This window comes from Yersinia entomophaga, assembly GCF_001656035.1.
GTDB lineage: Bacteria > Pseudomonadota > Gammaproteobacteria > Enterobacterales > Enterobacteriaceae > Yersinia > Yersinia entomophaga.
Window position 1 is genome coordinate 2,684,172 of the sequence record NZ_CP010029.1, and the last position, 15,575, is coordinate 2,699,746.

The following is a 15,575-nucleotide window of genomic DNA, read 5'->3' on the forward strand; positions in this document are numbered from 1 at the left end:
AGTTGTTCTCCGTTACACCTTTTCCACGTTAACCAGGAACGCCTTGAACTCTGGCGTTTGCGTATTGGCATCGCCAACGAACGGCGTCAGGGTATTAGCAATAAAGCCTTTTTTCGCTACCCCTTCATAACCCCAGTGAATAGGAATACCAATGGTATCCACTTCCTGTCCGTGAACCCTCAGCGTGCGAATACGTTTGGTCACTACCGCCTTAGCTTTGATATAGCCTCGGTTAGAGCTGACTTTCACCGTATCCCCGTGCTTAATGCCTTTCTTCTCGGCCAGTTTTTCACCGATTTCCACAAATTGCTCCGGCTGGGCAATAGCGTTCAATAACGCATGCTTAGTCCAGTAGTGGAAATGCTCGGTCAGACGATAAGTGGTGCCCACATAAGGGAATTGCTCATGGGAGCCCATACTTTCCAAATCGTCTTTAAATACGCGAGCGGCCGGATTGGAAATCACGTTCGGATGCAGCGGGTTGGTACCCAGTGGCGTTTCAAACGGCTCGTAGTGTTCCGGGAACGGCCCTTCCGCCATTTTGTCGATGGCGAACAGACGCCCCATCCCTTCCGGCTGCATGATAAACGGCCCGACATCACTGCCTGGCGCGGCGGCGCTGTAGTCAGCAACATCGACTCCAGTCCATTTCGCTCCGTCCCATTCCAGCAGCTGGCGTTTCGGATCCCAAGGTTTACCCTGTGGGTCAGCCGAGGCGCGGTTGTACAAAATACGGCGGTTCAACGGCCATGCCCATGCCCAACCCAGCGTATTACCGAGGCCAGACGGATCGGCGTTATCACGGCGTGCCATTTGGTTACCCGCTGGCGTCCAGCTACCGGCAAAGATCCAACAACCGCTGGCGGTAGTACCGTCATCGCGCAGATGAGCAAAGGTACTCAATTGCTCGCCTTTTTTCACCAGCACTTTGCCGTCGGCATCGGTAATATCTGCCAATGCGCGACCGTTGCTTTCCATCGCCACTTCTTCCGGCTCTGGATTGTCTGGCGTCAGGTAGTCCCAGGTCATATTGAGCACCTGTTCCGGCACCGCACCGCCTTCACGCTGATACATCTCGCGCAAGCGCATCAGAATACCCGCCAGAATGCCACCGTCGTTCATGGCTTCGCCGGGGGCGTCTGCGCCTTTCCAGTGCCATTGCAACCAGCGGCCGGAGTTCACGATAGAGCCGTTTTCTTCAGCAAAACAGGTAGATGGCAGACGGAACACTTCGGTCTGAATTTTTGACGGATCGACGTCGTTAAACTCGCCGTGGTTCTGCCAGAAATTCGAGGTTTCCGTATTCAGTGGATCGATAGTGACCAGGAACTTCAGTTTGGACAGTGAAGCTATTACTTTGTTTTTATTCGGGAACGAAGCAACCGGGTTAAAACCTTGGCACAGATAGCCGTTGACCTTACCCTGCGACATCATCTCGAAGTACTGTAGTACGTCGTAGCCTTTATCCCATTTAGGTAGCCAATCGTAGCCCCAGCTATTTTCCTTCTGCGCTTTATCCCCGTAGAAACTTTTCATCATGCTGACGAAGAATTTCGGATAGTTACTCCAGTAGTTCACCTGACCCGGCAACAGGGTTTTCGGCGTATTGGCAGCAAGATAGGTTTCCAGATCCGGCTGTTTTTCGGACGGCAGGTTCATGTAACCCGGCAGGCTTTGCGACAACAGGCCAAGGTCAGTCAGACCTTGAATATTGGAGTGACCGCGCAAGGCGTTAACCCCGCCACCGGCCATGCCCATATTGCCGAGCAGCAGTTGGATCATTGCCATGGTACGGATGTTTTGCGCGCCGACGGAATGCTGAGTCCAGCCCAGTGCATACAGGAAGGACGCGGTTTTATCCGCAGCACTGGTTTCGGCAATGTATTCACAAACTTTGATAAAATCTTCCTGCGGCGTACCGCAGATATTGCTAACCACTTCCGGCGTGTAGCGGCTGATATGTTCTTTCAGCAGGTTCCAAACGCAGCGCGGATCTTGCAGGGTGACGTCCCGTTTGGCGTAGCCGTTTTCATCCAACTGATAGTTCCAGCTGGTTTTATCATATTTACGGTTATCGGCGTCGTAGCCGCTGAACAGGCCGTCTTCAAAGGCAAAGTCTTCCCGCACCAGCAGGCTGGCGTTGGTGTAAGCCTCGACGTATTCGCGGTTAATTTTTTCGTTGGTGATCAGATACAACAGTACGCCGGATAGGAACGCAATATCGGTACCGGAACGGATTGGCGTATAGAAATCAGCCACCGATGCAGTACGAGTAAAGCGCGGATCTATCACGATCAGCTTGGCATTGTTGTGGATCTTGGCTTCCATCGCCCAGCGGAATCCCACTGGATGCGCTTCAGCCGCGTTACCGCCCATGACGATAACTAAATTCGCGTTCTTAATGTCAACCCAGTGGTTGGTCATCGCACCGCGACCAAATGTTGGAGCAAGACTTGCTACCGTTGGTCCGTGTCAGACACGTGCTTGGTTGTCTACGGCAAGCATGCCGAGAGCGCGACTGAATTTTTGAGTCAGATAACCCGTTTCGTTACTGGATGCAGAGGCACACAGCATACCGGTGCTGAGCCAACGGTTAACGGTCACGCCCGCTTCGTTGGTCTTAATGAAATTCGCATCTCGGTCTTCTTTCATCAGTTTGGCGATACGAGTAAAAGCATCATCCCAACTGATTCGCTGCCATTTATCGGAGCCTGGCGCGCGGTATTCTGGATATTTAAGACGACTTTCGCTGTGGATAAAGTCAATCAGGCCAGCACCTTTCGGGCAAAGTGCACCACGGTTGACCGGGTGATCCGGATCGCCTTCAATGTGGAAAATACTCTCTTTGGCGTTTTTTGCACCGTCGCCGAGGCTATACATCAATAGCCCGCAACCAACGGAGCAATATGTGCAGGTATTACGGGTTTCGCGGGCTCGCAGCAATTTATACTGTCGCGTTTCCGCCAACGCCACCGCCGGCGCAAAGCCGAGTGCCGCCGCCGTGGTTCCTGCCATACCGCCAGCGCAGATCTTAAAGAACTGCCTTCTGCTGACCTGCATGGGTCTCTCCTCAATTCACGATTGTCACAGTGTTTTTAACAGGCGCTTTCCCCGATAAAGGCGTCAGCGCTAAAATCGTTATCTCACTACCGCTTTGCCGCGATAGAGAATAAGGTTCACAGCCTTATCCTTACCGTGGAATACTACCACACTGTCATTATGGGATATAACACTCAGGATCGCATCAGTGAGCCAGATCAAACCAGCACAAACAGCCAATTCGACCGATGTTTGCGGTGCCAGACAACTCAAGCTGTGGCAGCGGCAGGACTTAACCACCACTCAGCCCGACTGGCTGGCGGAAGAAGTGCCTATTGCTCTGGTATATAACGGGATTTCTCATGTCGTCATGATGGGAACGCCGAAAGATCTGGAGGCTTTTGCCCTCGGTTTTTCCTTATCAGAAGGGATTATCAGTCGCCCGCAGGATATTTACGCTATCGACGTTAATCCCACCTGCAACGGCATCGAGGTCGCAATTGAGCTATCCAGCCGCCGGTTTGCCGGTTTGAAAGAACGACGCCGAGCCATGGCGGGCCGCACTGGCTGCGGCGTGTGTGGCATCGAGCAACTGGCCGATATTTTCCGCCCAATAACGCCTTTGCCCTTCAGCCAACGTTTTGATTTAAACCATTTGGATAGAGCATTGGGGCAGCTAAAACAGGTACAAACCGTGGGCCAGCTCACCGGTTGCACCCATGCGGCGGCCTGGATTAACCCAGAAGGCGAATTATTAGGTGGCTGCGAAGATGTCGGTCGCCACGTCGCCTTGGATAAACTTTTAGGACTACGAGCCAAACAGCCGTGGCAGCAAGGCGCGGTATTGGTTTCCAGCCGCGCCAGCTATGAAATGGTGCAGAAATCCGCCATGTGCGGCATCGAGATTCTATTTGCCGTGTCTGCCGCCACCACGCTAGCCGTTGAGGTCGCCGAGCGTTGCAATCTCACGCTGGTCGGTTTTAGCAAACCCGGCAGAGCCACGGTATACACTCATCCGCAGCGGTTAATCTAAAGGCGGTGGCTTTTATTGGCTCAATACTGAGTTAAAGCTGCACATAGAGGATCGAACCACGCGGTGACCTTATTTCGCTTTAGTGCGGGGAAGAGGGGGCAGCAGAGAAAGCCATCATTCTTGAGTGTGAAGCACAAAAAAAAAGTGCCCGTCGTATCGAAGAGTGATTGAATTAAAAAGAATATTAAAAGTTTCGTCACACATTCATTTTATCGAGAACACGCAGTAACCACACAAAAACTACGGCATTGATAATCATTTTCAATATCATTTATTTAACTATAATGATCCGAATGCTTACGTGGCGCTCACTTTTTTTGCGCCGCTCTACACTACGGAGACGATGAATATGAGTTACTCACTGCCATCACTGCCTTATGCTTACGACGCACTAGAACCACATTTCGATAAGCAGACGATGGAAATCCATCACACCAAACATCATCAGACTTATGTTAACAACGCGAACACCGTGCTAGAAGCTTACCCGGAGCTGGCTAGCCTGAGCGTGGAAGAAGTTATCAAAGACCTGAGCAAAGTTCCTGCTGACAAGCGCACCTTCATGCGTAACAACGCCGGTGGCCACGCTAACCACAGCCTGTTCTGGAAAGGTCTGGCGCTGAACACCACGCTGGAAGGCGACCTGAAAGCCGCTATTGAGCGCGATTTCGGTAGCGTAGACAAATTCAAAGAAGAATTCGAAAAAGCTGCGGCAACGCGTTTCGGTTCTGGCTGGGCGTGGCTGGTGTTGAAAGACGACGGCAAACTGGCCGTAGTGTCTACCGCTAACCAGGATAGCCCGCTGATGGGCGAAGCGGTTTCTGGCGCATCTGGCTTCCCGATTCTGGGTCTGGATGTGTGGGAACATGCTTACTACCTGAAATTCCAAAACCGTCGCCCAGACTACATCAAAGCATTCTGGAACGTGGTTAACTGGAACGAAGCGGCTAAACGTTTCGCTGAAGCGAAAAAATAAGCCCGATTAGCCAGAGTCAGCGCGGGTTTCCGCCCTTTCTCGCTAATGACCATGCCGGCAGCTGGATTGCCGGCATTTTTTTGCCTATAGAATTCCCGCTGATGGCGCAGATACATCCTAAGCACATCGCTATTTCCACGAGTATCTCCCCCATCTCACCGCAGGGAATAGCACCAGAACGGCTATTAACAGCGCTTTTTATTGCTAAAGTTTAACCATGAGTTGCCGATAGATTGTACAAGAAGAACTATTGCCCACATCGCTATTGAGAAACAAAGCCTGAGTTAAACAGGCTAGTTACTGCTCAATAGTTAAACCAGCAATAATCATTCCCCAAATAACTAGACCCTTCCCTGAATTCACCAGCGCTGATTGATCTGTCTTAGGAATACCGCATAACGGAGAATAGTATGGCTGCAATGAGCAATTTATTTGGAAGCTTTGAGAACGTAAAAGTAGGGAAAAAACTGGGATTAAGTTTTTTCATTATGCTGCTGCTGGTTAGCATCATCGCAGGTACCGGGGCTTACCACTTTTCCGAGATCGAAGCGCGCGCCTATAAGGTTGACCTGAGCTATCAAATTAACGATGAAGTGAACCAGGCAAAGTACAATCGGGCGCTGTACGAACGATCTTACGATCCCGCGTTTATGACGGTTAACGCCAAACATATCAATAATATCCTTACACTGTTGGCGCAAAAAGAGAACATGAACTGGAGCGCTGAAAACCGCAAAAACATCGATCGAATTATCGAAGTGATTAAAGCCTATCAGCTGGAACAGAGAGAGTTTCTGGCTACGGTTGAACGAAAAGATAACGTCCGCAAAAGCTGGAACATTTCTGAAACCCAGAAATACCTGAATCAGCTTGAACAGAACTTCCTGAATGAAGGGGCAGATACCAACACCCGCATCCTACTGGCAGAAATGAACCAGAAACTGATGGCGGTACGCTATAATGCCCGTGGGCTGCTGCTGGATCGTAATCAAGAGGCAGAAGACTCGATGATTACCGCGATTGATGTGGCGCAAAACGCCGCCAACGCATTCCTGCCGGTACTGTCTACCGAACAACAGAAAATGATGGCACCGGTTATCGACAGTTTGAAAGCCTATAAAGCGAATATTCTGGCTTACTTACCGGCTTACGAACAGGAAATTGCCGCAGGAAAACAGTTAGAAACTAAAGCTATCGAGCTGAATTCTCTGGTTAAAAATCTGTTTGTTCAGGAGTTACAAGGCACTCACGATGAAATCGACAATGCGCAGACGCAGATGACCGTTGTCGCAATGGTGGCGCTTTTAGTTGGTTTGTTAATCGCCTGGCGTATTACCCGCCAGATTACCGTGCCGTTGCGTACCACGCTGGCGATGGCAGAACGTATTGCCACCGGCGATCTGACCGCGGCCACCACCTCATCTCGTTCCGATGAACTGGGTCTGTTAATGAACGCCGTGGCGCGCATGAATGAAAATCTGCGCAGCATGATTGATGATATTCGCATTGGCGTCAGTCAGGTTTCTCATGCCTCTGGCGAGATTGCTGCTGGTAATACCGATCTATCATCGCGTACCGAACAACAGGCCGCCGCGGTAGAAGAAACTGCCGCCAGTATGGAGCAGCTAAACGCCACCGTGAAACAGAACGCCGATAACGCACATCATGCCAATCAGTTAGCCACCGAAGCTTCTGATACCGCGCAGAAAGGCGGAAAACTGGTAAATGACGTAGTGCGAACCATGAGCGATATTTCCAGCAGCTCTAAGCGCATCTCTGAAATTACCTCGGTAATCAATAGCATCGCTTTCCAAACCAACATACTGGCACTGAATGCGGCGGTGGAAGCAGCGCGAGCAGGCGAACAAGGGCGCGGTTTTGCCGTGGTCGCTAGCGAAGTACGCAATCTGGCGCAGCGCAGCGCACAGGCGGCAAAAGAAATCGAAGGGCTGATCGCCGAGTCGGTTTCACAGGTCAATAACGGCACTTCTTTGGTGCAAAATGCCGGTCAAACCATGGAGAATATCGTTCGTTCGGTGACACATGTGCGCGATATTATGGCGGAAATTGCCTCTGCTTCCGATGAACAAAGCCGTGGAATTACGCAGGTCAGCCAGGCGATATCTGAAATGGATAGCACCACGCAGCAAAACGCCGCACTAGTAGAAGAATCCGCTGCCGCTGCCGATTCGCTGGCCGAGCAGGCGATTCTATTGGCGCAGGCCGTCGCCGTATTCCGTTTATCGGAAAACACGGAAGCCGACGATTCGGCTCAGGTTGCGACTAACACATCGCCAGCCGCATCTCGTCCGGCATCAGATAATGTAAAAACAAATCAGCAGGATAACTGGGAAACCTTCTAATCCTCGCACTACGGGAGCCGCTTCGCGTGGCTCCCGTCCATTCACTCATACCGATTAACCCTAAGTTATCCATACAATTTTGCCATTGGTAGCCAGACTGATTGCAAGGTATTCTGAATCTTACCCCGCGTAAGCAGACAAGGAGAGCTTAATGGTTTATCCGCAGGTCTATATCGGTAATATCGAGCCTTACCCCGGCAGCAGCCCCAGCGCCATTGGTAAGCGCCAAACGGACGGCAGCCTGATGCTGAAGCCGTTAGGATTAGAAGGTGATGAGCAGGCTGAAACACGCTTTCACGGCGGCCCGGATCGCGCTCTGTGCCACTATCCCCGCGAACATTACGCTCATTGGCGCCAGCAATTTCCAGAACAGGCGGATAACTTCAATGCACCCGCTTTTGGCGAGAATATCTCTACGGAAGGCTTAACCGAACAGAATGTTTATATCGGTGATATTTTCCGGTGGGGAGAAGCGCTGATTCAGGTTACGCAACCGCGATCGCCTTGCTACAAACTCAATTTTCACTTCGCTATTGAGGATCTTTCGGTATTGATGCAGCAAACCGGTCTGTGCGGCTGGCTTTACCGCGTGATATCACCGGGAAAGGTGAGTGACGAACAGCCGATGGCGCTAGTTACCCGTTGCTGCGATATTTCGGTCGCTGAGGCGATTGCCATTGCTTTCCATATGCCGTTTGATGAAGAAGAATATCGCCGTTTACTTGGTGCCGCCGGGCTGTCTGCTAGCTGGAGCAAAACCATGGTGACGCGATTGATTCATGGCGAAATAGAGAATTTCAATCACCGCCTGTTGGGCCGGGCGAGAGCCTAAAGATTTGATCTGCGTGTTTCACAAAAAACATCTAGATATCTGACTAATACATTAGAAAAAACCGGGTTGATAGCATGGCCATCAACTCGGTTTCTATTACACCGCTGATAAAAATCAGAACGCTTTTTTCGCGTAACCGGTCACTTCTTTCAGCCCCATTTCACGGCCTAGCGCCGTCATTGGGTGCACCACGATCAAACCACGAGCCACTTTTTTCAGTGAACCCATATCGGCCTGTTCTTTTTTGGTGATGGCTCGGCTGAATGGCATTTTGGTCAATTCCTGCGCCTGAACGCTCAGGTTTTTTACCCGAACCTCTTTCAAACGCTGAATTTCAGCAGCCAGTTTTTCTTTTTCTTTCATATGCTGGGCGATCAAATCAACGTTACCCTGTTGAATGACTGCGGTATCTTTGTGGTTCAATGCATCCAGCATGTCGCTCAGACGTTTGATTTCTGCTTGTTCTTTCATAAAGTTGGCCCGTACATGCCACTGATGGGCACGAAAATTCGCTAAAGTTGGAAATAGGATATCACCTATAGTGTATCAGGATGCGCTTCTTTCGACAGCCCGCACCTGAGCAGATCACCAGCCAACGCCTGCGGGTAATCCACTGATCTCACAGGCTGCCGCTCCTACCACCGCCAAAGCCTGGGTATAACTATCGTTAAACGGATAGCAGCATGACAGGCGGAAAGCGTGACGATAGCGCCCGCTGGGTGAATATAGCGTGCCCGGAGTCAGGCAAATATGCTGTTGCAGCATTTGATGATACAACGCAACGGTGTCCACCGAGGGAGGCAATTCTACCCAAAAAACGAAGCCGCCGGCAGGTCGGGTCGCTTTCGTTCCCAGGGGAAAGTGTCGATTAATCAAGATACGCGCCTGCTCCACCTGAGTAGCGTAGCGGCGGCGCAATCCGCGTAAGTGGTGATCATAACCGCCGGACTCCAAAAACAGCGCTAGCGTTTCCGATAACAACGCCGGTTCTGCCATCGAAGAAACGGCTTTTAGCTTGTGTAACGCTTCGGAAAAACGACCACCGTCAATCCAGCCGATACGAAAATCAGGTGCCAGCGTTTTTGTAAAACTAGAGCAAAATAGTATCCAACCATCCCGATCGAAAGCTTTCACCGCTGGCGACAAACTGCTGCCAAACTGAATTTCAGCGTATAAACCATCTTCAATAAGCGGCACCTGATGATCGTTCATCAGGCGGGCCAACCGTTTTTTGGCCGCCAAAGGCATTGTGTAACCAAGCGGATTTTGCACCGTCGGCATTGCAATAACCGCATTCAGCCGCCCTTCCTGAAGCAGCAATTCCAACACATCCAACGATAACCCTTGCAGCGGATCGGTCGGAATTTCAATGGTTCGCAAACCTAAACTGGCTAACAATGGCATCAGATAGAAATAGGTCGGCGATTCCAGTCCAACGCAGTCTCCCGGTTTAGTGGTGACACGCAACGCCAGCTGTAGTGCCTCCATACAACCGTGAGTAATGGTTATCTCTGCAGGATTTGTCACCATCCCCAAAGTTAGCCCTCGACGAGCAATTTGCTGGCGCAAACGCTGACTGCCAGGTGGTAATGCGTATTTGCTGATTAAATCCGGCTGGCGGCGTAGCAAAGAAGCCATCACACGCCCTAGCTTGGCGCTGGGATAAAAATCAGATGTTTGTGGGCAAGCCAATGAAATATTAGTAAAAGCCGGGTTGGACTGAGCGGCAAACACCGTTTCTATCAAATCCAGCACCTCGTCCACCGGTTTACTAGCCGAAACCGTTGGCACCAGCGCACTGGAAGGAGTGCAAACATAAAAACCGGACTGCGGACGTGCCTCGATCAGGCCACGATCTTCCAACGTACGATAGGCGGCCACCACGGTATTAATGCTGACCTGATGGCTCTGGGCGCAGCTTCGCACCGACGGCAAGCGGCTTCCCGCAGATAAACTGCCATTATCTATCGCTTTGGTTAACCCATCTGCAAGTTGTAAATAGCGGATTTTATTAGTAATAGTAGACATAGTGACAATTCTCCACTGTTTCGATGGGTACAGTTTAAAGTTTGCTTTACTGTACCCATCAGAATAGAGAACTTCTGGTTCTGCCGCCACCGTCCATTGCTGGTTATGCTAATTCCTTTGTTTTATTTCACTGAGGAATCCCCATGCTGGATAGCGCATTTATCAGTTATGTCACCGTTATGTCCATCACGCCCGGTCCGAATAATCTGCTGCTGGCTGCATCCGGCGTCAATTTCGGCCTGCGAAAAACCGTACCTATGATGTTAGGCGTGACCTTCGGCAGCGCCTTTCAATGCGCGCTGACCACAACGCTATTGGCATTGGTACTAAGCTGGGCCACGGTGATTCGCCTGCCTTTGGTGACAATCGGTTGTGCCTATTTACTTTGGCTATCGTGGAAGATTTATATGTCTGGCGCACCGGGAAGCCGGGAAAAACAGCAGCCAATGAGTTTTATTCAGGCCTCACTATTTCAGGCCATCAATCCCAAAGCCTGGCTGATGAGCATCAATGTCGCGATTCTATTTACCCCTAGTCCCGGAGAAATGCTCAGCCACACGCTGCTACTGGTGAGCGGGTTTGCCTTACTCAATTTGCCGTGCGTGGGCGTCTGGGCAGTCATGGGGGATAGGTTGCGTCATGCCCTCACGGTGAACTGGAAATTGCGGTTATTTAACGGGTTAATGGCAGGAATGATGGCAACTACCGCCCTGTGGCTATTAGTCGATGAATGGATGGCGGTCTACCAATAAAAACTCAGGAAGGCAGAATCGGCGACAGTTTAGACACTTTCTTTAAGCTGATACGGGAAATGAACTCGGTAATCGACAAGACCATCGTTGAACGCAAAACCTGCTGATAGCGTTGGTGTTGCATAGCAATAAGAGAAGGCTCGGCTTCTTCTGGTGTGAGAAATGTGGGAACGGGCGGTAACGCGGTTACACAGTGCAACTCCCCAAAGGGGCCGAGAATCTCATCGTCGGTGAAACGATATTCCGCGCCGTCGTGGTTCATTTCTTCACGCAGCGCCATTAAAAGTTCGGCATCTTCATATTCATGACGTGAAATCACGCCCAAGGCATAAACCAGCTTCAAACGCACAGATAATTCGCCCAAGGGACCGTCAACAATTAATAGCGGTTCCACGGCATACTTCACCGCATAGTCGTCCTTTCGGAAAACCTGCACCACTAAAATGTTTAAGGCTTCGGCCAGTAGATCAACGGCGGCGATAAGGAAACTTCGGACGGTTTTACCGGCGTTAAGCTGTTCCAGAACCCTATTTTCAAATGCCTGTGCTTTTTCAATCATCTGTTATCTACTACAGTGGTTGGTTAATGGCCATCCTGCGGACTTTCCCCCACGCATTTCACACGGTCGCAGCCCCGCGACAATGCAAAATCTACTGGGTTATACCCCACTCACTGAGATAAATACCCTGTTGTTAAGCCGATATTTAGAGCAGAAAGACTCGTCCCTCTGCTCTTATCATCATTAACAAGCATCCGTGGTTACTGACGCGGTATTTATCTCCCGACTCAGGCCGGGAGGGCAAATCCGTTGGCATATCCCGTCGTGAGCCGCTTTTGCCAGCTTAACGCGCCAGGTTTTCCTGCATGGCGTTATACACATTCACCGCCTGTTCGACAACCTCGCTATTCGCAGGCAGGCCAGAAACTTGCGCCAGTGCAGCTTTTGCGCCTATTTTATCCAGTAATTCGCTCCATTCCTGCGCCTGCGGGTCCTGCTCACTGCGATAGCTCATTGCGGCGGCAATACCTTTCACCAGATTATCGTGAGGCAGATGATATTCCAGCGTGCCCACTAACGGTTTAATCAGACGATCGCCCGCGCCCAGCTTACGTAACGGCTGACGGCCCACTCGTTCAACGTCATCATGCAGGTAAGGGTTTTCAAAGCGTGATAGGATTTTATTGATATAGGCGGCGTGTTTTTCAGGGTCGAAGCCATAGCGCTTGATCAGCACTGCGCCGCTCTCTTCCATTGCCCCTTTCACAACCTGACGAATTTCGGCGTCAAGAATGGCATCGCGAATGGTCTGTAGGCCAGAAAGTTGCCCCAGATAAGCGGTAATGGCGTGGCCGGTATTCAAAGTGAACAGTTTGCGCTCCACAAACGCCATCAGGTTATCAGTCAGTTCCATACCGGCGATTTGCGGTGGTTGGCCTTTAAACTGGGTTTGATCGACAATCCACTCGCTGAAAGTTTCTACCGTCACCGCCAACGGATCGGTGCTGCCTTCTGCGGAAGGAGGCACGATTCGGTCTACGGCTGAATCGACAAAACCGACATGTTCTTCCACCCAGTTCTTTTCATCTTCCGGCAACGCGGCCCAAACATGCTGCTTGAACTGGCTGGTGCCGCGCACCATATTTTCACAAGCGATAATATTCAGCGGCTGATTATTACCGGCCTGATGGCGGGCAACCAACCCCTGCGCCACGATACCGGCAATTTTTGCCAAAACCTGCGGCCCAACGGCTGTAGTGACAATATCGGCCTCGGCAATCAGCCCCACAACTTCCGGGCTACCGCTATGTACCGCGCTGACGTTTTTCACGTCTTCAATGCGCGCCTGCTCACCGACAACCGTGACCTGATAGGATTTACGACGATTCAGTTCATCCAGCAAAGGCTGGTTCACGTCAGCAAAGGTCACCTGAGCTCCGGCATCGGCCAACAATTTGCCAATAAAACCGCGGCCAATGTTACCTGCGCCAAAATGTAATGCTTTCATAGTTTTTTACCTTGAATTTGCCGTTGGAAAACGGGGGCCATTGGAGAATTCCGGCCCCGATTCGGGCTGCGCAATTTGCTGCGCAGCCGGACAACACTCACCGCCCTCAGGCAGATTTCTTACCGGAGAGCAGGTCTAAAACTTCCTGCACACTTTCTGTTTTGCTCAGGCGCGCGATGACGGAATCATCATCCAGCGCATTGGTCAGGCTGGTGATAACCTGAATATGCTCGTTATTACGTGCGGCAATACCGATGACCAGACGCGCAATTTCATCTTCTTCATCGCCAAAACGTACGCCATTCGGGTATTGGCAGAACACTACGCCGGTACGTAATACGCGGTCTTTGGCTTCGATGGTGCCGTGCGGTACCGCGATAGATTCCCCTAAATAAGTGGAAGTCAGTTTTTCGCGTTCCAGCATGGCGTCAACGTATTCCGGCTCAACATAACCCCCCTTAACCAACTGCTCACCCGCGAAGCGAATGGCCTCTTCTTTGGTCGCCGCATGCAGATTCAGGAAGATGTTTGCTTTACCCAGCTTGAATAGTTGCTCTTCAGAAGCTTCAAAACTGTCATCCAGGGTTTCGATCACTTTCTGCACTAGCGGTGCGCTTTCCGCCTCTTTACTGGCTTCCAGCAGGCGAGTCGTCAGATTGGTATACAGCTGGCTATCGAGGAAGTTGGTCAACGAAATGTGCTGTGCCTGCGGGGCGTGACGCATTGCCCGCTCAGTCAGATCTCGGTGGGTAATAACCAGATCGACATCTTCCGGCAAGTTATTGATTGCACAGTTAGTCACGGAGATATGCTTCAATCCGGCATCCTGTACTTTTTTACGCAGAACCCCGGCACCCATCGCGCTCGAACCCATACCGGCGTCACAAGCCACAATAATTTTACGCACGGTAGTCAGATCGCCCGCGGCGGCAGCAGCGTTAGCCGCCTGAACGCCTTTGGACTGTTGCTTCATGTCCTGCATGCGGCGAGTCGCTTCTTCCAAATTGTCTTCATCATCTTTAACTTTGGTGTTTTTCAGCAAGATGGCTGAGACCACGAAAGAGACAGCGAAAGCAGCGGCAACCGCAGCAATGTTAGCGAAGTAAGCTCCTTTAGGCGTCATCGCCAATACGGCCAGAATAGAGCCTGGAGAAGCAGGAGAAACCAGACCGCCGTTCAGCAAAGTCAAAGTGAACACGCCGGTCATACCGCCCAAAATCACCGCCAACAACAGGCGCGGATTCATCAGTACATACGGGAAATAAATTTCGTGAATACCGCCGAAGAAATGGATGATGGCTGCGCCGCCAGCAGATTGCTTGGCATTGCCTTTACCAAAGAACATATAGGCCATCAGCACACCCAAACCTGGGCCTGGGTTGGCTTCAATCAGGAAGAAGATTGATTTGCCGGTTTCCGTCGCCTGCTGGATACCCAGCGGAGAGAAGATACCGTGGTTGATAGCGTTGTTTAGGAACAGGATTTTCGCCGGTTCGACGAAGATAGAAGCCAACGGCAGCAGGTTATTTTTAACCATAACATGCACGCCAGCAGCCAACATTTTGGACAGGATTTCGACCAGTGGGCCGATCGCCATAAAGGCCAGAATAGCCAGTAGCATCCCGATAATACCGGCAGAGAAGTTGTTAACCAACATCTCAAAGCCGCTTTTGATTTTACCGTCAACCCAACGGTCAAAGCGCTTAATAGCCCAACCGCCCAACGGACCCACGATCATCGAGCCGAGGAACATCGGCATATCCGCACCGACGATGACGCCCATGGTGGTTATAGCACCGACGACGCCACCGCGTTCGCCACCAACTAAGCGACCACCGGTATAACCGATTAATAACGGCAATAAATAGGTAATCATTGGGCCAACAAGCTTGGCTAAAGTTTCATTTGGCAGCCAGCCAGTCGGAATAAATAAAGCGGTAATAATACCCCAAGCGATAAATGCGCCAATATTTGGCATGACCATATTACTTAGGAATCGGCCAAAGTTTTGCACTTTAACCTTAATGTCTGGTGAAAGCATAAAAACACCCCTATTGGTACGCGCTAACAATAAGAGCGCGAGATAATTATTAAGGCGGCACTGCGAAATCCGCCGAATTGCTGTATGCAATTTAAACTCTAGCATGGGCTGTAATGAGGGCGTAATCCGCAAAATATTTGTGATGCAGATCACCACAAACACCCCAAAATAGCGTGCTAATTAGTGATATCAGTCACATTTATGCCAATCAATTAAGTGAAATTAGTGCAACAATTAATCACCACATGGAATAAATGTGATTAAGATCACCCTTAGTCCCGTCTATTTTGTTTTGGAAATGTGATGTTTATCACAATAAATTTTTCATCAAAAAAGGAATTAGAGGCGATGTTCGAGGGGAGCCAGACTTATTAAGCCGCTTTACCAGGGAGGAAGTATTTAAACGTGAATTAGTCAAATAGCCAGTTGAGTTAAATAATATTAATTAATCAATTGAAATTTATAAATAAAAATATAATTAAAGAATTTCTTAATTCAGCAATCT

At 50.4% G+C, this 15,575-nt stretch carries 11 protein-coding genes; 5 read left to right on the top strand and 6 right to left on the bottom strand.

Annotation, left to right across the window (positions count from 1 at the left end; genetic code table 11):
• Positions 1-12: 12 nt before the first annotated feature.
• On the bottom strand, positions 13-3,060 hold the full coding sequence (gene fdnG / locus PL78_RS12240; protein ID WP_120806512.1) for a formate dehydrogenase-N subunit alpha: 3,048 nt from the start codon (positions 3,058-3,060) through the stop codon (positions 13-15).
• A gap of 187 nt (positions 3,061-3,247) precedes the next feature.
• Between fdnG and fdhD the strand changes: the two genes are divergently transcribed.
• From fdhD to yiiM, 4 genes are all read left to right on the top strand, one after another.
• Positions 3,248-4,072, top strand: coding sequence for a formate dehydrogenase accessory sulfurtransferase FdhD (gene fdhD / locus PL78_RS12250; protein ID WP_064515875.1), 825 nt, complete (start codon positions 3,248-3,250; stop codon positions 4,070-4,072).
• A gap of 349 nt (positions 4,073-4,421) precedes the next feature.
• The gene (gene sodA, locus PL78_RS12255; RefSeq protein WP_064515876.1) at positions 4,422-5,048 is read left to right on the top strand and encodes a superoxide dismutase [Mn]; all 627 of its coding nucleotides are present in this window, start codon (positions 4,422-4,424) and stop codon (positions 5,046-5,048) included.
• Positions 5,049-5,458: 410 nt separating this feature from the next.
• Positions 5,459-7,411, top strand: coding sequence for a methyl-accepting chemotaxis protein (locus PL78_RS12260; protein ID WP_064515878.1), 1,953 nt, complete (start codon positions 5,459-5,461; stop codon positions 7,409-7,411).
• A gap of 151 nt (positions 7,412-7,562) precedes the next feature.
• Positions 7,563-8,243: a 6-hydroxyaminopurine reductase gene (yiiM, locus tag PL78_RS12265; RefSeq protein WP_064515880.1), complete on the top strand. Its 681-nt coding sequence runs from the start codon at positions 7,563-7,565 to the stop codon at positions 8,241-8,243.
• Between the two features lie 114 nt (positions 8,244-8,357).
• Here yiiM and PL78_RS12270 read toward each other — a convergent pair whose 3' ends face one another.
• Together PL78_RS12270 and PL78_RS12275 are read right to left on the bottom strand one after the other, a co-directional pair.
• Positions 8,358-8,714, bottom strand: coding sequence for a YibL family ribosome-associated protein (locus PL78_RS12270; protein ID WP_064515882.1), 357 nt, complete (start codon positions 8,712-8,714; stop codon positions 8,358-8,360).
• Between the two features lie 114 nt (positions 8,715-8,828).
• Positions 8,829-10,271, bottom strand: coding sequence for an aminotransferase-like domain-containing protein (locus tag PL78_RS12275; protein ID WP_064515884.1), 1,443 nt, complete (start codon positions 10,269-10,271; stop codon positions 8,829-8,831).
• Positions 10,272-10,414: 143 nt separating this feature from the next.
• Here PL78_RS12275 and PL78_RS12280 point away from each other — a divergent pair, with 143 nt between their 5' ends.
• The gene (locus tag PL78_RS12280; RefSeq protein ID WP_064515886.1) at positions 10,415-11,023 is read left to right on the top strand and encodes a LysE family translocator; all 609 of its coding nucleotides are present in this window, start codon (positions 10,415-10,417) and stop codon (positions 11,021-11,023) included.
• Positions 11,024-11,027: 4 nt separating this feature from the next.
• Here the strand turns inward: PL78_RS12280 and PL78_RS12285 are convergent, their stop codons facing one another.
• From PL78_RS12285 to PL78_RS12295, 3 genes are all read right to left on the bottom strand, one after another.
• A complete protein-coding gene (locus tag PL78_RS12285; protein ID WP_049597379.1) occupies positions 11,028-11,582 on the bottom strand; it encodes an MltR family transcriptional regulator in 555 nt (184 codons plus the stop codon).
• A gap of 283 nt (positions 11,583-11,865) precedes the next feature.
• Positions 11,866-13,029, bottom strand: coding sequence for a mannitol-1-phosphate 5-dehydrogenase (locus PL78_RS12290; protein ID WP_064515888.1), 1,164 nt, complete (start codon positions 13,027-13,029; stop codon positions 11,866-11,868).
• A gap of 106 nt (positions 13,030-13,135) precedes the next feature.
• A complete protein-coding gene (locus PL78_RS12295) occupies positions 13,136-15,070 on the bottom strand; it encodes a PTS mannitol transporter subunit IICBA (RefSeq protein WP_064515890.1) in 1,935 nt (644 codons plus the stop codon).
• Positions 15,071-15,575 lie beyond the last annotated feature (505 nt).